This is a genomic window from Rathayibacter sp. PhB186, assembly GCF_003751825.1.
Classification (GTDB): domain Bacteria; phylum Actinomycetota; class Actinomycetes; order Actinomycetales; family Microbacteriaceae; genus Rathayibacter; species Rathayibacter festucae.
Genome location: NZ_RJKO01000001.1, coordinates 1,162,601 through 1,181,539, shown reverse-complemented (window position 1 = coordinate 1,181,539; position 18,939 = coordinate 1,162,601). Strand labels below are relative to the sequence as shown.

Sequence of the window (18,939 nt, the reverse complement as noted above, 5' to 3'; positions counted from 1 at the left end):
GTCAGCTCGGCAGCACGGAGCCGGCGCGGTAGCCGACGCCGCGCACGGTCATCACGATGCGCGGATCGTCCGGGTCCTTCTCGACCTTCGCGCGCAGGCGCTGCACGTGGACGTTCACGAGCCGGGTGTCGGCCTTGTAGTGGTAGCCCCAGACCTGCTCCAGCAGCATCTCGCGGGTGAACACCTGCTGCGGCTTGGAGGCGAGGGCGAGGAGGAGGTCGAACTCGAGCGGTGTCAGGCCGATGCGGGTCTCGCCGCGGCGGACCTCGTGCCCGGCGACGTCGAGGCTGAGGTCGCCGACCTGCAGGACGGCGTTGGCGGCGACCTGGGAGGGGCGCAGGCGAGTCTTGATCCGCGCGACCAGCTCCTTCGGGTCGAACGGCTTGACCATGTAGTCGTCCGCGCCGGACTCGAGGCCCTGCACGACGTCGGAGGTGTCCGACTTGGCCGTCAGCATGATGATCGGGACGCCGGACTCGGCGCGGATCCGGCGGCAGACCTCGATGCCGTCGATCCCGGGCAGCATCAGGTCGAGCAGGACGAGGTCCGGCCGGGCCCGCCGGAAGGCCTCGAGGGCGCCCGTGCCGTCGGCGCAGAAGGAGACGTCCCAGTCCTCCGCGCGCAGGACGATGCCGATCATCTCGGCCAGGGCCGCATCGTCGTCGACCACCAGGATTCGCGCGCTCATGGGGTCAGGCTAACCGACGCGAGTGGGAGCACGGCCGCGCCCGACCGCGAGGGCCGAGCGCGGCTGTGACAGCATGGGAGGGATGACCGACGCAGCTCAGTGGCCACCGCCCGCCGGGGCTCCGGAGGGCGACCACGCGCGGCCGCGCGTCGCCCCTGTCGCACCGGTCGCGCCCGTGTCCTGGTCTCCGACCGCGAGTCCCGCCGGCCCGCCCCCGCCGCAGGGCTGGACTCCCCCGCCCAAGCCCGGACTGATCCCGCTGCGGCCGCTCGGCTTCGGCACCCTGCTCGGCGCGCCCTTCGCGGTCCTCCGCCGCAGCCCGCGGACCACCCTCGGCGTCGCGCTGCTCGTGCAGGGCCTCGGCTCGCTGCTCGCTCTCGTGCTCTACGGCGCCGTCGCGCTTCTCGCGGTCGGCCGGATCACCCAGGCCGAGGTCGCCGATCGGGACGCCGTCGCGTCGGGGTCGCTGGCGATCGTCGTGCTCGCGGCGCTGATCCCGCTCGCCGTCACCCTGGCCACCGGCGCGCTCGTGCAGGGCGTCGTCGTGCTCGAGGTGTCGCGCGCCGTCCTCGGCGAGCGGCCGACGCTGCGCGCGCTGCTCCGGCGGCTCCGCGGCCGCTTCTGGGCGCTGGTGGGCTGGACCGTGCTGCAGGGCGTCGGCGTCCTGGTGCTGGTCCTCGCCGCGGCGGCGCTCTCGGTGCCGCTCTTCCTCCTCGGCGCCCAGGACGCGGGGGCCAGTGCGGTCGTCGGCGGGATCCTGGTGCTCGTGCTGGCCGGCCTCGCCGCGACCGCGGTGGGCGTCTGGCTCGCGACGAAGCTCGCGCTGGTGCCGAGCCTCCTGGTGCTCGAGCGGCTCCCGCTGCGCCGGGCGGTCGCGCGCTCCTGGCGGCTCGTCACCGGCGGGTTCTGGCGGACGTTCGGCGCGCTCGCGCTGATGGCGGTCATCATCCAGGCGGCCGGGCAGGTCGTCTCGACGCCGTTCAGCCTGCTGATCCCGATCGGCGGGGCGCTGGTCGCGCCGACCGACCCGAACGCGCAGGTGGTCGCGTCGATCGTCGTCGCGCTGCTCTCGGTCGCCGTCGGCCTCGTCGTCGGCGCGGTCGGCACGGTGCTGCAGTCGGCGGTCACCGGGCTCGTCTACCTCGATCGCCGGATCCGGCGCGAGGGCTTCGACCTCGTGCTGATGCGGCACGTCGAGGAGCGCGCGGCCGGGCGCGAGTCCCCCGATCCCTTCCCCGCTCCGGAGCGGACCGCGCCGTGATCCGCCTCGCGCTCGCCACGGCGCCGCTCGACCCCGATGCGCAGGAGGCCCGCCGCCTGCTCCTCGAGGAGCTCGCCGACCCGCGCTACCGCGCCGCCGAGCCGAACTGGTTCGACCGCCTGGTGCAGGCCGTGCGCGACTGGTTCACCTCGCTCACCCTGCCGGGCGACGGCGTCGGCGTGCCGCTCGCGGCGCTGATCGGCGTGCTCGTGCTGGTGGCGCTCGTCGTGGTCGCCCTCGTCCTCGCGGGACGGCCGCGACTGCGGCAGCGCAGTCGCGTGACCGGGGCGGTCCTCGCGGACGACGACGGCCGCTCGGCCGCGGAGCTGCGCGCCCTCGCCGAGGCGGCGGCCGCCCGGGGCGACTGGGACGAGGCGCTGGTGGAGCGGTTCCGCGCCCTGGTGCGTGCCCTGGACGAGCGCACGATCCTCACCGTCTCGCCCGGCACCACCGCGCACGGCTTCTCCCGCCGGGCCGCCGCCGTCTTCCCCGCCTCCGCCGACGCGCTCCGGCGCTCGGCGGACGCCTTCGACCGGGTCCGCTACCTCGGCCTGCCCTGCGGGCGCGAGGACTGCGAGCGGGTCGCCGAGCTCGACCGCGCGCTCGCGGCCGCGCCGGTCCCGCTCGAGGCGCTGCGATGACCGCGCCTGCTGCTCCGCCGGCGTCGGACGCTCCCGTCGACACCGTCTCCTCCCCCACGCTCGGCGCGCTGCTGCGCCGGGGACGCATCTGGGCGCTCCTCGCGGCGATCGTCGCCGTCGGCACGGTCCTGCTGACCGTGGCGACCGGCTCCCCCGTTCCCGCCGCCGACCTCGACGTCGACAGTGCGGCACCGGACGGCGCCCGCGCGGTCGCCCAGGTCCTGCGCGAGCAGGGCGTCGACGTCGTCCGCGCCGACTCGCTCGACGAGGCCCTGCGCGCGGTCGGCCCGGGCAGCACGCTGCTGATCGACGATCCGGGCTCGGCCCTGGACGAGGAGCAGTACGCCCGGCTCGCCGAGGACCCCGCCGCGGTCGTCCTCGTCGAGCCGTCCGGCGCGGCCCTCGACGCGCTGCTCCCCGGCGTCGCCTTCGCCGGCGCTCCGCAGGAGGACGACGTGCTCGCCGCCTCCTGCGCGCTGCCCGCCGCGGAGCGCGCCGAGGGGATCCCCGCGGGCGGCAGCACCTTCCGCGTCCTCGAGGGCGGCGCCGTGGGCTGCTTCCCGTCCGGTGACGACGCGTTCGCGCTCGTCGCCGACTCCCCGGCCGGCGGCCCCGACGTGATCGCCGTCGGCGACGCCGACCTCCTGCGCAACGGCACCGTCGCCGAGGAGGGACGCGCCGCCCTCGCGCTGGGCCTCCTCGGCGGCGAGGACCGCCTGGTCTGGTACCGCGCCGGCGCGGCCGACGCGACCTCCGCCGCCGTCGACCCGGCCGATCTCGCGCCGGGCTGGGTCACGCCGGCGCTGCTGCTGCTCGTCGGGGTGTTCGTCGCCTCCGCCGTCTGGCGCGGGCGGCGCTTCGGCCCGCTCGCCGTCGAGCCGCTGCCCGTCGTCGTGCACGCGAGCGAGACCGCGCGCGGCCGGGCCCGCCTCTACGCCCACGGCGCCACCCGGGTGCGCGCGCTGGACGCCCTGCGGATCGGCACGCTGCACCGCTCCGCCGCCCTGCTCGGCCTGCCCCCGTCGAGCGGAGTGGACGAGGTCGTCGCGGCGGCCGCGGCCCTGCTCGAGCGCGACCCGCGCGCCGTGCGCCGGCTCCTCGTCGACGACGAGCCGGCCGACGACACCGCTCTCGTGGCCGCCTCCGACGAGCTCCTGCGCTTCGAGAGCGCGCTCCGCGCCGCCCGCGCACCCCGCACGGGCACCGCCGCGGCCGGCACCGCAGGACCGGGCACCGCAGGACCCGGCACCGGGCGCCCCGCGCGCGACCGCCTCGACCACGATCAGCCCGACCACGAACGACCGGAAGGCCCCCTCCGATGAGCGACTCCTCCCTCCCCCCGATCGCGGACGACGAGCTCCGCCGCGAACTCGACCGCGTCCGCTCCGAGGTCGGCCGCGCCGTCGTCGGCCAGGACGGCGCCGTCTCCGGGCTGCTGATCGCCCTGCTCGCGGGCGGGCACGTGCTGCTCGAGGGCGTGCCGGGCGTCGCGAAGACGCTGCTCGTCCGCGCGCTCTCGGTCTCGCTGGGCCTGGACACCCGGCGCGTGCAGTTCACGCCCGATCTGATGCCCGGTGACATCACCGGCTCGCTCGTCTACGACGCCTCCACCTCGGGCTTCGCCTTCCGCGAGGGCCCGGTCTTCACGAACCTGCTGCTCGCGGACGAGATCAACCGCACGCCGCCGAAGACGCAGGCCGCCCTGCTCGAGGCGATGGAGGAGCGCCAGGTCAGCGTCGACGGCCGCACGCTCCGCCTCCCCGACCCGTTCCTCGTCGCGGCGACGCAGAACCCGGTCGAGTACGAGGGGACGTATCTGCTCCCCGAGGCGCAGCTCGACCGCTTCCTGCTCAAGCTGGTGCTGGACGTGCCGCCGCGGGACGTCGAGGTCGAGGTGCTCTCGCGGCACGCGGCCGGCTTCGACCCGCGCGACCTCGCCGCCGCGGGCGTCCACCCGGTGCTGGACGCAGGGCGGCTGCGGGCGGCCCAGGCCTCCGTCCGCCGCGTCGGCGCCGGCCCGGACGTGCTCGGCTACATCGTCGACCTCGCCCGCGCGACCCGCGAGAGCCCGAGTGTGAAGCTCGGCGTCAGCCCCCGCGGATCGACGGCGCTGCTCGCGGCGAGCCGCGCCTGGGCCTGGCTGAACGGCTACGGCTCGATCACCCCGGACCACGTCCAGGCGATGGTCCTGCCCGTGCTGCGGCACCGGATGCAGCTCCAGCCCGAGGCGGAGCTCGAGGGCGTGCGCACGGAGGCCGTCCTCGGCGGCATCCTGCAGCAGGTCCGCGTCCCGGTCTGAGCCGTGCACCTCACCGGACGCTCCGTCCTCGTCCTCCTCGTCGGCCTCGTGCCGGTCGTCCTGCTCGGACGCCGGGCCGAGGTCGCCTTCGCCGTGCTCGGGCTCTGGCTGCTGGTCTGGCTGATCCTGGTGGGCGTCGACCTCGCGGTGGCCGGCTCCGCGCGCGCGGTCGTGCTCGAGCGGCGGACCCCTGACCGGGTGCGCCTCGGCGAGCGCGCGGAGGCGACGCTGCTGATCACGAACACGGGACGGCGCCGGATCACCGGCGTCGTCCGCGACGCCTGGGAGCCCTCCGCCGGGGCGCTCGCGACCCGCTCGCCGCTGCGGCTGCCGCCGGGCGAGCGCCGCGCGGTCCGCACGGTCCTCGAGCCGCGCCGCCGCGGAGAGCGCCGAGCGCTGCACGCGACGATCCGCTCGAACGGCGTCCTCGGGCTGGCCGGCCGGCAGGCGACCCTCGCGGCGCCCGCGGTCGTCCGGGTGCTGCCGCCGTTCCGCTCCCGCCGCCACCTGCCCTCCCGCCTCGCCCGCCTGCGCGAGCTGGAGGGGCGCACCAGCGTGATGATCCGCGGTCAGGGCACCGAGTTCGACAGCCTGCGCGAGTACGTCCGCGGCGACGACGTCCGCTCGCTCGACTGGCGGGCCACCGCCCGGCGCCGCGAGCCCGTCGTCCGCACCTGGCGGCCCGAGCGCGACCGGCGGGTGGTGCTCGTGCTCGACACCGGCCGCACCTCCGCCGCCCGCATCGACGACGAGCCGCGCCTGGACACGGCAATCGAGGCGTCACTGCTGCTGTCGGCGCTGGCCGCCTCGGCCGGCGACCGCATCGACGTCCTCGCCTTCGACCGCGCCCGGCGCGCCCGCGTGCACGGCGCGACCGGCACGGAGGTGCTGAGCCGCGTCGTCGACGCGCTCGCCCCCGTGCAGCCGCAGCTGATCGAGACCGACTGGTCGGCTGTGCCGGGCCAGGTGCGCACGCTGGTCTCGCAGCGCTCGCTCGTCGTGCTGCTCACCGCGCTCGACTCCGTCGGCGCATCGGAGGGGCTGCTCGCGGTGCTCCCGCAGCTCACGAGGCAGCACACCGTGGTCGTCGCCTGCGCGATCGACCCCGAGCTGGCCCGGATGGCCGCGGACCGCGGCGACCGCGGCGCGGTCTACGCGGCCGCGGCGGCGGAGCGCTCGCTCGCCGACGCGGACCGGCTGGCGGCCGCCGTGCGGCGGCTCGGCGGCGACGTGGTGCTCGCCTCGCCGGAGAAGCTGCCGCCCGCCCTCGCCGACCGCTACCTCGCGCTGAAGGCCACCGGCCGGCTCTGAGCCCGGACCTCGCGCTCAGCCCTCGCTGATGATCCGCGAACCGGCGTCGAAGCGGCCGAGGTCGCCCGTCTCCCCCGCGCGCACGGCACGGCCGCCGAGCACCAGGAAGTAGGCGATGAAGCCGCCGAGCGCGAGCGCGCCGATGCCGATCTTCAGCCACCACGGCCACGGCGCCGGCGTCACGAAGCCCTCGATCACGCCCGAGACGAGCAGCACGAAGACCAGCCCGATCGCGACCGTGAACAGGCTCCGCGCGTCCTCCGCGAGCGCCTGCCCCCGGGTGCGCGGCCCGGGCGCGATCCAGGCCCAGAAGATCCGCAGCCCGGCCGCCGCGGCGACGAAGACCGCCGTCAGCTCGAGCAGGCCGTGCGGGAGGATGTAGAGGAAGAAGGTGTCGCCCTCGCCGACGTGGAACATCACGGCGACCGAGGTGCCGAGGTTCTGCGCGTTCTGCAGCAGGATGTACGGCACGTAGACGCCGACGATGCCGAAGGCGACGCACTGCGCCGCGATCCAGGCGTTGTTGGTCCACACCTGACCGGCGAAGGACGCGGCCGGGTTCTCCGAGTAGTAGTCGACGAAGTCCTCCTGCGCGAAGCGGCGCAGCTGCTCGTCGTCGCCGAGCGCGGCGAGCAGGCGCGGGTCGCCGAGGATCCAGACCGCGAAGAGGCCGGCGACCAGCACGGTCGCCAGCGCGACGGCCAGGGTCAGCCAGCGGATCCGGTACAGCGCGGCGGGGAACGAGACGACGGCGAAGCGGGCGACCGCGGCGAGCGGATCCTCGCGCGTCCCGGTCAGGCGGCCCCGCGCTCGCGAGAGCGAGACGGCCAGGCGCGTGCCCACAGCGGTCGACCCCGCGGTCGAGGAGATCGCGGCGAGATCGGCGGAGGCGGACTGGTAGCGCTCCACGAGCTCGTCGGCCTCGCCGCCGGTCAGCCGGCGCTTGCGCGCGAGCTCGTCCAGGCGGGTCCACTGGCCGCCGCGCGCGGCCGAGAGAGCATCGATGTCCATCTGCTGAGATGATAGCCGGGGCCGACGATCGAGGGAGCTGCTGCATGTCCGACGACCGCGACGACGCCCGCCTCGACAGCGCCGGCTTCGACACGGCGGGCCTGGTCACCGGCGAGGCGATCGCCCTCGAGATCCCCGTCACCTCGTTCGTCCTGCGGGCCGCCGGCGCGATCATCGACCTCGTCGCGGAGTTCCTGCTCGCCTTCGGTCTGTTCTACCTCGTCGCCGTCCTCGCGAGCGACGGCGGGCTCGACGCCGCCGCCTCGGCCGCCGTCGCGATCGCCGCCCTGGTGGTCTCGATCGTGCTGGTGCCCGTCGCCGTCGAGACCGCGACGCGGGGGCGCTCGCTCGGCAAGCTCGCCGTCGGCGCCCGGGTCGTCCGCGACGACGGAGGCGCGATCGGCTTCCGCCACGCCCTCGTCCGGGGTCTCACCGGCGTGCTCGAGATCGTGATGACAGCAGGTGGGCTGGCCGCGGTGGTGGGCCTGCTGTCGCGCCGTTCTCGCCGGCTCGGCGACGTGCTCGCCGGCACGCACAGCCAGCTCGAGCGGGTACCGGCCGCGCCCCCGCTCGTCGTCGAGATCCCGGCGCCGCTCACCGGCTGGGCGGCGACCGCCGACGTGGCCCGGCTGCCCGACGCCCTGGCGCGCCGGCTCGCGCAGTTCCTCCGCCAGCGCTCCGGGATGACCGAGCCCTCGCGCTCGCAGCTCGCCCGCTCGCTGGCGCAGGAGGCCGCCGCGTTCGTCTCACCGCTCCCGGCCGCGCCCGCCGAGGACTTCCTGCTCGCCGTCGCCGCGCTGCGCCGCCGCCGCGAGGAGCGGGCGCTGGAGCTCGTCGACAGGCGGATGAGCCGGCTCGCACCGGTGCTCGCGGACGCGCCGCGCGGCTTCCCGGTGCGCGAGGCCCCACGGGCTCCGCAGGACGCTCAGGCTCCCCAGGACGCTCAGGCTCCCCAGGACGCTCAGGCCGACGGCGGCTCGAGGTAGCGCACGGTCTCCCAGCCCCGGGGCACCAGCAGCCGCCGGTCGTGCTCGGCGCACAGGTCGTAGCCGTGCGGATCGGGCTGCGGGCTGAGCGGCCCGACCGCGACGAGCGAGTCCCGGTAGTCGTAGGTGAGCGTCACGACCGCGGGGAGGCTGCACCCGGTGCGCGAGCACTGCCGTCGGTCCATCGCGCCACAGTAGCAAGAGGCCGCGGGGCCATAAGCTGGTCCAATGCCCCGCGCACGCCGTTCCACCGCTCGTCAGTCGAGCTCGGTGCGCGGCGGCTCGCGCGACCGGCACGGCCGGGGAATCCGCGGCGCCGTCACCGGCCCGCACCTCCCGCCGCTGCAGACCCGGGCGGACTTCTTCGAGACGACCATCGGCTCGGCCTTCGACTACCTCCGCGACGCCTGGCCGGACGAGCTGGCAGGGATCCGGGTGGAGCTCGCCTCCACGCCCGACGTCGACCCGGCCCGGCTCGAGGGCACGGGCATCGCCCGCTGGCGGGTCGACCACGCCGCGCGGCGCATCACGCTGTACCGCGTGCCGATCGAGCGGCTGGCGAAACTGCACCGCCGCGACGAGTGGCACCAGCGGATGATGATCGAGAGCTACGTCTTCCGCGCCGTCGCCGAGCTCCTCGGCCGCGACCCGTGGGACATCTCCCCGGACCGGTTCCGGCACCACTGAGCGTCCGGCACCACTGAGCCTCCGGCACCAGCGTCCGGCACCACTGAGCGTCCGGTACCAGCTTCCGGCACCACTGAGCCGAGCGGCGCCTCCGAGACGCCGACCGCTCAGTGCGAGTAGACGGTGACCGGCGAGGACAGCGGCCCGGGCGGCACGATCGCGTAGCCCGCGATCCGCCCCTCGCTCGCGATCGAGACCGACGCCTGCACCGGCTGATCGCTCGTGACGACGACGGCGTCGACGCCGAGCTCGGCCGACACCGAGGCGAACGGACCGATGTCGAGCGTGCGGCTGCCGGCCTCCGACTCGAGCTGCACCGACGCCGAGGTGTCGCTGCCGTTCGCGAGGTGCAGCACGGCCCCCGCCTCGCCGGTGTTGCCGACGCCGAAGGGAACGTCGGTCGCGGTCCCGGAGACGAACCAGGCGAAGTCCGTCCCGGCGCCGCCGGTCGACGTCGTGCGCCCGGCCGCCACGACGGGCTGGTCCGAGGTGAGCGTGACGCGGTAGGAGCCGTCCGCCAGGCCGGAGAGGGGGACCTCGCCGACGCGGCCGGCCGGGACCACCACCTGCGTCGAGGTGCCGATGCCGCTCGGGTCCTCGTTGGCGACCTCGATCGAGACGGTGCTGTCCGCCTCGCCGGGCGCGAGGATCCGCAGGACGGGAGTGCCCTCGCCGCCCGTGCCGTCGTCGCCCGCCGTGTCCGCCGGGGGCGTCGCGACGGTGAAGCCGGAGATCACGGTGAGGGTGGCCGGCGTCGCCGCGGGGCCGGTCGTCTCGACGCCCTGCGGCGTCAGGCCGGAGATGGCGCTGCTCTGGATGCTCGCCGCGATCTCGCCGCCGCGCGCGGTCATCCGCACGACCGGCTGGACCACGTCGGGAGCGAGCCCGGCGAGCGGGAGGGCGCGGACGGTGCCGGCGGGGACGACGATGCCGGTGGCGCCGGTCGCCGGGACGACGCCGTTCTCGCCGTAGAGCGAGAGGTCCACGGTGGCCGCGACCTCGCTGGCGTTGGCGAGGACGAGCACCGAGGTCCGGCCGACGTCGGTCGATCCGGCGACGAGCCAGCTGTCGGCCGAGGGCTCCGCGCAGCCGAGCGCCGAGAGGCCGGAGAGCTGCTCGGTGGCGATCGACTGCGTCGTCACGCCGCCGGGCGTCGGGTCGGACTCGGCGGGGACGGCGAGCCGGGTGATGCCGCTGCCCGGGGCGGCCACGTCGGCCTCGTCCAGGACCGACTGGTCGCCGGTCGCGTCGCGCGGCCAGAGCGACGTGCCCGAGTCGTCGAGGGCGCGGAGCTCCTCGGGGTCGCTCGCGTCGATCAGGCTGCCCGCGCAGACGAGGGTGCCGTCCGCCGCCACCGGCGTGACGACCACGCCGTCGGCGGCGACGGTCGCCAGCGGTGTCGGCAGGATCTGCGGCAGCACGACCGCGGCGACGGCCAGGGCCAGTCCGGCGGCGCCGGCGGCACTGCGGAGCACGGTCCGGCGGTGGCGGGCGGCCGAGACGGTCCGGTCGCGGGCGCCCGTCGGCTTCGCCGGAGCGGGCTTCGAGCCGCCGCGCTCGGCACGCCGGTCGGCGCGGGAGGGGCGGGACGGGGACTGCGACATGCGCTTCTCCTGGTCGGCGGGGTCAGGTGTCGCGGATCCGGGGTTCGACCGGTCAGGCATCGTCGGTCCCGTCGTCGAACTGGCCGGTGGCCTCGCCGGGCTCGTCGTCGATCCCCGCGACGGCGGCTCCCGAGCGGGAGCGCTCGAGCGAGAGGCCGGTCGGGACGGCCAGCAGGAAGGCGACCAGGAACACGATCAGCAGCGCGATCGTGTAAGCCACGCCGAAGGGGCCGACGACGCCCTGCGGCGCCGCGTCGATCCGGGTGCCCTCGGTGTCGACCGCGGTCCAGAGCAGGCCGTACTGGGTGTCGCCGACGGCGGAGAACGCGGCGTTGCCGTCGAGCGAGACCGCGGCGCGGGCGCTGACGGCCGAGGCCGCGTCACCGGCGTCGGTGCTGGTCGGCGGGGCGAGCACGACGAAGCGGACGCCGAGGTCCTGCAGGGCCGCGCCGATGTCGTAGCCGGTGCGCGAGACGAGGTTGCCGGCCAGCTCGTCGATGGCGTCGGTCTGCTCGGTGCCGGTCGCGGCGAGGGTCGACTGCTGGTCGAGGGTCGCTCCCGCGCCGCGCTCGAGGCGCGCGAGGATCCCGCCGTCCGACTGCGGGACGAGCACGATCGTGCCCACCCGCGGTTCGTTCTGCGCCTCGGCGGCGACGTAGGCCGGCAGCGAGCGGTCGGAGCCGGCGGTCGTCACGGTCCCGCCGCCCGTCGGGAACAGCACCGCCAGCGGAGCGACCGCCACGACGGCGGCGGCGGTCACGACCAGCGCGGGGACGACCCGGTAGGACGGCAGCGCGGCCACCGAGAGCGAGAAGCCGACGACCAGGCCGAGCCAGTAGAGGCTGAGGCCCGTGCCGCTCCAGACGGCGACCGCCTCGGACCCGGTGGTCACGACCTGGATACCCTGAGCGAGCGCCGCGGTCAGCAGGCCGGCGGCGGCCACGCCCACCCCGCCCAGGGCGGACAGGTTGTTCGGGAGCAGCAGCGCCGCGAGCGCCGAGATCACCAGGGGCAGCACGAGCACCGCGGTCGCGAGACCCGCCGCCGACGCGGGGATGCCGAGACCGCCGAGGAACTCGAGCCACCCGGTCGTGAAGCCGGACGGGAACCCTGCGAGGAGCGAGAAGAAGTCCGCTTGGGCGGAGGGCAGCGGCACACCGGGGTCGGCGAGGATCGCGAACCAGTCGCCGCGCTGGGCGTGCGCGACGATGATCGGGAAGAGCAGGGCGAGTGCCGGGATCGGCAGTCCGGCGAAGCGCCCGATCCGGCGCCCCGAGGTGGCCAGCACGACGATCCAGATCAGCGCGAGCGGCACGGCGAGCACCGGCGCACAGGCGACGACCGCCGCCGCGAGGATCGACGCGGTCGCCGAGGACGACCACGAGCGGTAGGCGCCGAAGCCGGCGAAGAAGAGCCAGGGCAGCAGGACGTGCACCAGGATCGCGGCCGGGCGGCCGTCGGACTGGGCGGCGAAGAAGGCCGGCGCGAGCAGGTAGACGAAGGCTCCGGCGCCGCGGGCGATCGGCCGCGCGGTGAGGCGGGCGATCATCATCCACGCGCCCATCGTCGCGAGCGGCAGAGCCGTGAGGTAGAGGAGGACGATCGAGAAGCTCGGCGCCCAGAAGGTGAGCGAGCCGAGCACGGCGAGCACCGCGGCGAACGGGTCCGCCGCGCCGATGAAGCCGGAGCCGAGGTCGCGCCAGCCGTACGCGGCGTTCCGCCACAGCTCGCCGACCGACGGCGAGAGGGTGAGCAGACCGCCGCCGCCCATGGCGGTGGCGGCGAGCAGGCGCGCGTAGACGATCAGCCCGGCGATCGCGGCGACCAGGACGATCCAGACTCCGCCGCCCTGGAAGAAGTGCAGCGGGTGCCGCTCGCGGCTGGCCTGCACCCGGACGGCGTCGTGCCGGACCGAGCGGAGCTGGCGGACCACGTCGAGCGGGATGCGCAGCGGCGCGATGGCCTTCCAGCCGACGTTCTTCGACGAGCGGAGGACGCGCCTGGCGTGGAAGACCTTGGTGCCGCCGAACGCGACGACGAAGGCCGCGAGCAGCTCGCCGCCGACGAGGCCGGGCTGCTTGCGCAGGAGCCGGACGGCCGCGCGGCCGACGGCGAGCGGCACGAGCGAGAGCCAGTGCACGACGAGCAGCGCCACCGGGGCGTAGGCGAGGCGGCGGTGCAGCTGCGCGGTGCGGTGCTGGCGGGCGCGGCGGCGCTCCCCGCTGTCGATCCGGCGGCCGTCGGGGCGCTGGAGGCCGATGCGCGCGGTGGTGACGCGCGCGTCGGGGACGCGGCTGACCCGGTGTCCGGCGAGGCGGGTGCGGATCGAGAAGTCGAGGGCGTCGTCGACCACGGGCAGCCCGGGGTCGAAGCCGCCCAGCTCCTCCCAGAGCGCGTGCCGCACGAGCATGCCGCCGGCGGCGACGGCGAGCACGTCGGGCGTGGCGTCGTGCTGGCCCTGGTCGAGCTCATCCTCGACGAGGTGGACGGTGGTGCCGTAGTTGGTGATCGACTCGCCGTAGCTGCGGATGTAGCCGGAGCGGGTCCAGTCCATGACCTTCGGTCCGGCGACCGCGACGGAGGGTGCGACCTCGACCGCGCCGAGGAGCGCGGCGAGCGCACCCGGCTCAGGAGCGGAGTCGGCGGCGAGCAGCCACAGCCACTCGTCCTCCCCCGACGGCGCCTGCATGACGCGCACGGCGCGGGCGACGGCCTGGCCGAACGGGAGGTTCTCGGCGACCTGGACGAACTGGGTCGGACCCCAGCCGGAGAGGAGCTGCCCGGTCGCATCCTTCGATCCGCCGTCGACGAACACGGTCGCATCGGGCTGTCGGGTCTGGGCCCGCAGCGCCGCGAGGGTGCGTTCCAGGTAGGCCGCGCCGTTGTGGGCGACCAGGACGGCGGTTACTCGGGGATACATCGCGGACCACCCTAAGCGATGGGCGCGGGGCGCCCCGCGGCGGCTCGCCGCCTCCGGTGAGCGGCGGTCGTCACGCCCGGCGGCGCAGCTTGCGGCGCTCGCGCTCGGAGAGGCCGCCCCAGATGCCGAAGCGCTCGTCGTTCTCGAGCGCGTACTCGAGGCACTGCGCCCGGACCTCGCAGGAGGTGCAGATCTTCTTCGCGTCGCGCGTGGATCCGCCCTTCTCGGGGAAGAACGCCTCGGGGTCGGTCTGCGCGCAGAGTGAGTCGACCTGCCAGGAGAGGGCGCCGCCGGGCGCCTCGCTGCCCGAGTCGATGCCCTGGCGGACGCCGGGGACGCCGAGCCGGACGGGATCGACGAACCAGTCCTCGGGGACCGCGCTCATGCCGGAGGTCCGTTCGTCGCCCGGAGCTCTGTCGTTTCCGCGACCTCTGTCGTTTCCGAAGCCTCTGTCGCTGCCAGAGACGCTGTCGGGAATCGCCATACCGTCTCCTACCCCGCCCGCGAACATGATCGGCGACCGGCTCCTCCCGGAGGGTGGGCCGCCTCAGTAATTACACCGGTGTCATTCGCTGAGGTCAAGTCGCGGACCATAAACCCTCAACCCGCCGTGGAGGGTTCACGACACACCGGCGTGTCGCGACCGTGTCGAAGCTCCCGGCCGGCGTCAGGACCCCGCGGCGCTCCGGGCGCGCCAGGCGCTCTCCACCATCTCGGCGACGGTGTGGCGCATCTCCCAGCCGAGGTCGCGGGCCGCGGTCTCGCCCGAGGCGACGATGCGGGGCGGGTCGCCCGGGCGGCGCGGGGCGACCTCCGGGGTGAAGGCGATGCCGGTGCTGTCGGCGATCGCGGTCATGATCTCGCCGACCGAGGCGCCGGACCCGCTGCCGAGGTTGTAGACGGGCTCGATCGGCTCGCCGGCGGCCAGGCGCTGCGCCGCCGCGACGTGCGCGAGCGCGAGATCGGCGACGTGGATGTAGTCGCGGACGCAGGTGCCGTCCGGAGTGGGGTAGTCGTCGCCGTTGATGCGCGGCGTCCGGCCGGCCAGCAGCGCCTCGAACACCAGCGGGAAGAGGTTGTGCGGGCTGGTGTCGTAGACGTCCGGGTAGCCGGAGCCGACCACGTTGAAGTAGCGGAGCGAGGCGTGGCGCACCCCGTGCGCGCGGCCGGCGTCGGCCAGCAGCCACTCGCCGATCAGCTTCGACTCGCCGTAGGGCGACTCGGGGCTCTTGGGGGTGCTCTCGGTGACGAGCTCGACGTCGACCGCGCCGTACACCGCGGCGCTGGAGGAGAAGACGATCGAGCGGACGCCGGCGCGGTCCATCGCGGCGAGCACGCGCATCGTGCCGGTGACGTTCTGCTCGTAGGTGTGCAGCGGGCGCTGCACCGAGACTCCCGCGTACTTGAAGCCGGCGACGTGCACGACGCCCTGGATGTCGTGCTGCGCGAAGACCTCGTCCAGCAGCGCCTCGTCGAGGATCGAGCCGCGGTAAAACGGCACGCCCTCGGGGACGAAGCCCTCGTGGCCGGACGACAGATCGTCGAGGACGACGGGGTCGATGCCCTGCTCGGCGAACGCGCGCACCACGTGCGCTCCGATGTACCCGGCTCCCCCGGTGACCAGCCATGCCATGTGGATCCTCCTCGATGACGGGCGCCGCGCGCGCACCGACGCAACCCTAGCGGCGGGGTGGCGCGGGCCAGGTGGCGGGATCTCGCGGTGTCGCGATATCCTGCCGCCGTGCTCCACTCCGTCGCCGTCCTCGCCCTGCCCGGGGTCGCCCCGTTCGAGTTCGGCGTGGTCTGCGAGGTGTTCGGGATCGACCGGCGCGACCACGGCGGGCCGGTGTTCGACTTCCGCATCGCGACCGCGGATCCGGGGCCGGTGCGCACCTCGCTCGGCTTCGAGCTGATGATCGCCGACGGCCTCGAGGCGGCCGAGGACGCCGACCTGATCGCCGTGCCGGCGCACCCGATCGGCCCCGCCGACGATCGCGTGCTCGCCCTGCTGCGCCGCGCCCACGAGCGCGGGGCGTGGATCGTGAGCGTCTGCAGCGGCGCCTTCGTGCTGGCCGAGGCGGGACTGCTCGACGGGCGGCGGGCGACGACGCACTGGATGCACGCCGACGAGCTCGCCCGGCGCCACCCGGCGGTCGAGGTCGACCCGGACGTCCTGTTCGTGCAGGAGGGGCGGATCGTCACGGGCGCCGGGACCGCGGCCGGGATCGACGCGTGCCTGCACATCGTCCGCGAGGAGCTCGGCGCCGCGGCCGCGAACGTCGTCGCGCGCCGCATGGTGGTGCCGCCGCAGCGCCACGGCGGCCAGGCGCAGTTCATCCCGACGCCGATCCCGGAGGCGCGCGCGGACTCGCTCGCCGACGTCACCGAGTGGATGCTGCGCCACCTCGACGAGGAGCTCAGCGTCGACCTGCTCGCCCGGCGAGCGCTGATGTCGCCGCGCACCTTCGCCCGCCGCTTCCGCGCCGACCTGGGCACCACGCCGCTGGCCTGGCTGAACCGCCAGCGGCTCCTCCGCGCCCAGCAGCTGCTGGAGGAGTCCGACCTGACCCTCGAGGCGATCGCCACCCGCGTCGGCTTCGGCACCGCCGCCGTCCTCCGCCACCACTTCGCCCGCGTGCTGCAGACGACGCCGGCGGCCTACCGCCGCACCTTCGCGTCGGCGGCCGCGGCCGCCTCCTGACCGGCGCCGGGACCCACCGACCCGATGGCGGTGGGTCTCGATACGCGCTGCGCGCTACTCGACCAGCATGGTGCGCCCTGCGGGCTGCTCGACCAGCATGGTGCGCCCCGCGGGCTGCTCGATCGGCAGGCAGGCCGTCAGACGGTGGCGACGAAGAGGGTGCCGCGGCCGGTGACCGAGAGGGCGCGCTCCGACGGCGTCACGTACACGCTGCCGCCGCGCTCGACCTCGACGGAGCCCTCGGCGCCGTGCACGGTGAACGCGCCGTCGGTGGCGATCGCGATGGCCGGTCCGTCGAGCTCGACGCGCACCGGCTCGTCCGAGGTCGGCTCGACGACGGCGAGCAGGAAGTCCGGCACGTCCGGCCGGTAGACCCGCAGCCCGGGCGCGGGCTCCTCGGCCGGTAGGTACGGCACCGGCAGCGGCGAGAACTCGAGCACGCTGACCAGCTCGGGCACGTCGATGTGCTTGGGCGTGAGCCCGCCGCGCAGCACGTTGTCGGAGGCGGCCATCAGCTCGACCCCGGTGCCCGCGAGATACGCGTGGATGTTGCCGGCGGGCAGGTAGAGCACCTCGCCGCGGGCGAGCCGCACGCGGTTGAGCAGCAGCGAGAGCACGACGCCCGGGTCGCCCGGGTAGGCCTCGGCGAGCGAGCGCACCGTCGCGGTCTCGAGGCGGTCGTCACCGTCCGACGCTCCCACCACCGCGGCGATCAGCGCAGCGACCTCCGCGCGGTCGCCGTCGGCGAGCAGCCAGGAGACCGCCCGGCGGAGCACGACCGCCGGCTCGCCCTCGAGCTCGGCGGCGAAGCGCGTGATCGCCGCTGCCCCCTCCCCCGCGGCGCGGCCGGCCAGCTCGGCCAGCAGCGCCCGGGTGCCGTCGAGCTCGCGGAAGCCGCAGAGCGCGTCGAAGCTCTCGGTGAGCGCGTAGATCAGCTCGGGCTTGTGGAACGGGTCCTTGTAGTTGCGCTCGGCCGCGTCGCGCGGGACGCCGGCCTCGTCCTCCTCGACGAACCGGCGCTGCGCCGTCGCTGACGACGGGTGGGCCTGGAGCGAGAGCGGTGCGCCCGCCGCGAGGATCTTCAGCAGGAACGGCAGCCGCGGCGCACCGGACACGGGGTCGACCGAGCCTGCGACTCCGGCGAGCGCCGTCTGTGGCTCGCGGGCGATCCACTCGGCGAGGGTCGACGCGCCGACGGAGGCGGGGTCGAGGATGCGGGCCGGCGAGCCCGGGTGCGCCCCCAGCCACAGCTCCGCCTCGGGTCGGCCGGACGGCGCGGTGCCGAGGGCGTCCGAGATGCCGGTGAGCGAGCCCCAGGCGTAGTCGCGGGGGGAGTTGCCGATCGGGATGAACACGGCGAGGGCCTTCCGTTCCGGGAGCGGTGTGCGAGACGGCACCGTCCGGATCCTGCCGGGGCGGGCCGGGCCCGACGCTAGCAGGATCTACAAGAGCGGCCCCGGAGGAGCGGCCGCCGCTTGGCGCCGATCGCCAGCGTCCGCGCCGCCCGGGCACCCCCTTCGTACGCTGGGGGGAGCCGCACCGCCGCCGCTCCTGCGGGCCGAGTCGCTGCGCGCCCGAGCGATGGAGCGATGAACCATGGACAGCACGACCTTCGAACTGCTCAACGCCGACTTCTACGGCTTCGAGTCGCGGCTCACCCCCGCCGAGAAGGAGCTCCTCGTGGGCGTCCGCGCGTTCCTCGAGGAGCAGGTCCGCCCGATCGCCGACGAGTACTGGGAGCGCGCCGAGTTCCCGCGCCAGCTCATCCCCGGGATCCACGCCACCGGTGTGATCGGCCTGTCCTGGCCCGAGACGCGCACGATCGAGAACTCGTCGGTGTTCCGCGGCTGGGTCGCCCTCGAGTTCGGCCGGGTCGACGCGAGCATCGCCACCTACGTCGGCGTGCAGAACGGCCTGGTGATGGGGACGGTCGGCGTCGCCGGCTCCGAGGAGCAGCGGGCCGAGTGGCTGCCGAAGCTCGCCTCGGGCGAGGTGATCGGCGCCTTCGGCCTGACGGAGCCGCACTCCGGCTCCGACTCCGCGCAGGGCCTGCGCACCACCGCCCGCCGCGAGGGCGACACCTGGATCCTCGACGGCGAGAAGCGCTGGATCGGGAACGCGACCTTCAGCGACGTCACCGTGATCTGGGCGAAGGACGTCGCCGACGGCCAGGTGAAGGGCTTCCTCGTCCCGACCTCGACCCCGGGCTACCGCGCCACGGCCATCGCCCGCAAGCAGAGCCTGCGCACCGTGCAGAACGCCGACATCGTGCTCGAGGGCGTCCGCGTGCCCGAGTCGCTGCGCCTGCAGGGCGCGAACTCGTTCCGCGACACGGCGAAGGTCCTCCGGCTGACCCGCGCCGAGGTCGCCTGGCAGGCGATCGGCGTCGCGATCGGCGCCTACGACGCCGCCCTGCGCTATGCCCGCGAGCGCGTCCAGTTCGGCAAGCCTCTGGTCGGGCACCAGCTGGTGCAGGACCTGCTGGTGAAGAGCATCGGCAACATCACCGCGAGCATCGCCCTGGCCACCCGGGTCTCCGAGATGCTCGACGCGGGCGAGCAGCGCGACGAGCACTCCGCACTCGCGAAGGCCTACACGACGGCGCGGATGCGCGAGACGGTCGCCTGGTGCCGCGAGGTGATGGGCGGCAACGGCATCGTCCTCGACTACGGGGTCGCCCGGTTCTTCGCCGATGCCGAGGCTCTCTACTCCTACGAGGGCACCCGGGAGATGAACACGCTGATCGTCGGACGCGCGATCACGGGCAGCGCGGCGTTCGTCTGAGGCGCAGCCCGCCCGCTCGCCGGCCGCCCGCTCCCTAGACTGTTCG

At 75.2% G+C, this 18,939-nt stretch carries 17 protein-coding genes; 9 read left to right on the top strand and 8 right to left on the bottom strand.

Going from position 1 to position 18,939, the window contains the following annotated elements; all coding sequences use genetic code 11:
- Position 1: 1 nt before the first annotated feature.
- On the bottom strand, positions 2-688 hold the full coding sequence (gene mtrA / locus EDF45_RS05590; RefSeq protein ID WP_123444394.1) for an MtrAB system response regulator MtrA: 687 nt from the start codon (positions 686-688) through the stop codon (positions 2-4).
- Between the two features lie 82 nt (positions 689-770).
- On the opposite strand from mtrA, the gene EDF45_RS05585 reads away from it, so the two are divergent.
- The 5 genes from EDF45_RS05585 to EDF45_RS05565 are packed head-to-tail and all read left to right on the top strand — an operon-like array spanning position 771 to position 6,200.
- On the top strand, positions 771-1,949 hold the full coding sequence (locus EDF45_RS05585; protein ID WP_123735251.1) for a hypothetical protein: 1,179 nt from the start codon (positions 771-773) through the stop codon (positions 1,947-1,949).
- Positions 1,946-2,590, top strand: coding sequence for a DUF4129 domain-containing protein (locus tag EDF45_RS05580; protein ID WP_123735250.1), 645 nt, complete (start codon positions 1,946-1,948; stop codon positions 2,588-2,590). Before EDF45_RS05585 ends, EDF45_RS05580 begins: the two co-directional genes overlap by 4 nt.
- The gene (locus EDF45_RS05575) at positions 2,587-3,912 is read left to right on the top strand and encodes a DUF4350 domain-containing protein (protein ID WP_123735249.1); all 1,326 of its coding nucleotides are present in this window, start codon (positions 2,587-2,589) and stop codon (positions 3,910-3,912) included. Before EDF45_RS05580 ends, EDF45_RS05575 begins: the two co-directional genes overlap by 4 nt.
- A complete protein-coding gene (locus EDF45_RS05570; RefSeq protein ID WP_123735248.1) occupies positions 3,909-4,889 on the top strand; it encodes a MoxR family ATPase in 981 nt (326 codons plus the stop codon). Before EDF45_RS05575 ends, EDF45_RS05570 begins: the two co-directional genes overlap by 4 nt.
- Before the next feature lie 3 nt (positions 4,890-4,892).
- Positions 4,893-6,200: a DUF58 domain-containing protein gene (locus EDF45_RS05565; RefSeq protein ID WP_123735247.1), complete on the top strand. Its 1,308-nt coding sequence runs from the start codon at positions 4,893-4,895 to the stop codon at positions 6,198-6,200.
- 15 nt (positions 6,201-6,215) lie between these two features.
- On the opposite strand, the gene EDF45_RS05560 is transcribed toward EDF45_RS05565, so the two are convergent.
- Entirely contained in the window at positions 6,216-7,211 is a 996-nt protein-coding gene (locus EDF45_RS05560) for a stage II sporulation protein M (protein WP_123735246.1), read from the bottom strand.
- A gap of 44 nt (positions 7,212-7,255) precedes the next feature.
- Between EDF45_RS05560 and EDF45_RS05555 the strand changes: the two genes are divergently transcribed.
- Positions 7,256-8,197, top strand: a complete 942-nt coding sequence (locus EDF45_RS05555) for an RDD family protein (protein WP_123735245.1) — start codon at positions 7,256-7,258, stop codon at positions 8,195-8,197.
- Here the strand turns inward: EDF45_RS05555 and EDF45_RS05550 are convergent.
- The gene (locus tag EDF45_RS05550; RefSeq protein ID WP_123444386.1) at positions 8,173-8,382 is read right to left on the bottom strand and encodes a DUF3499 family protein; all 210 of its coding nucleotides are present in this window, start codon (positions 8,380-8,382) and stop codon (positions 8,173-8,175) included. The genes EDF45_RS05555 and EDF45_RS05550 overlap by 25 nt on opposite strands.
- 43 nt (positions 8,383-8,425) lie before the next feature.
- On the opposite strand from EDF45_RS05550, the gene EDF45_RS05545 reads away from it, so the two are divergent.
- Positions 8,426-8,884 (top strand): metallopeptidase family protein, encoded by a 459-nt coding sequence (locus tag EDF45_RS05545; RefSeq protein WP_123734335.1) that lies wholly within the window; start codon positions 8,426-8,428, stop codon positions 8,882-8,884.
- Positions 8,885-8,991: 107 nt separating this feature from the next.
- Here EDF45_RS05545 and EDF45_RS05540 read toward each other — a convergent pair whose 3' ends face one another.
- From EDF45_RS05540 to galE, 4 genes are all read right to left on the bottom strand, one after another.
- Positions 8,992-10,488 (bottom strand): DUF5719 family protein, encoded by a 1,497-nt coding sequence (locus EDF45_RS05540; RefSeq protein WP_123735244.1) that lies wholly within the window; start codon positions 10,486-10,488, stop codon positions 8,992-8,994.
- A gap of 52 nt (positions 10,489-10,540) precedes the next feature.
- Positions 10,541-13,408, bottom strand: coding sequence for a glycosyltransferase family 2 protein (locus tag EDF45_RS05535; protein ID WP_123735243.1), 2,868 nt, complete (start codon positions 13,406-13,408; stop codon positions 10,541-10,543).
- Positions 13,409-13,478: 70 nt separating this feature from the next.
- Entirely contained in the window at positions 13,479-13,793 is a 315-nt protein-coding gene (locus EDF45_RS05530; RefSeq protein ID WP_123444423.1) for a WhiB family transcriptional regulator, read from the bottom strand.
- Between the two features lie 282 nt (positions 13,794-14,075).
- Positions 14,076-15,041, bottom strand: coding sequence for a UDP-glucose 4-epimerase GalE (galE, locus tag EDF45_RS05525; protein WP_123735242.1), 966 nt, complete (start codon positions 15,039-15,041; stop codon positions 14,076-14,078).
- Between the two features lie 108 nt (positions 15,042-15,149).
- On the opposite strand from galE, the gene EDF45_RS05520 reads away from it, so the two are divergent.
- Entirely contained in the window at positions 15,150-16,109 is a 960-nt protein-coding gene (locus tag EDF45_RS05520; protein ID WP_123735241.1) for a GlxA family transcriptional regulator, read from the top strand.
- 137 nt (positions 16,110-16,246) lie between these two features.
- Here the strand turns inward: EDF45_RS05520 and manA are convergent, their stop codons facing one another.
- The gene (gene manA / locus EDF45_RS05515) at positions 16,247-17,506 is read right to left on the bottom strand and encodes a mannose-6-phosphate isomerase, class I (RefSeq protein ID WP_260311842.1); all 1,260 of its coding nucleotides are present in this window, start codon (positions 17,504-17,506) and stop codon (positions 16,247-16,249) included.
- Positions 17,507-17,705: 199 nt separating this feature from the next.
- Here manA and EDF45_RS05510 point away from each other — a divergent pair, with 199 nt between their 5' ends.
- Complete coding sequence (locus EDF45_RS05510) at positions 17,706-18,893, top strand: acyl-CoA dehydrogenase family protein (protein WP_123735239.1); 1,188 nt, start codon at positions 17,706-17,708, stop codon at positions 18,891-18,893.
- Positions 18,894-18,939 lie beyond the last annotated feature (46 nt).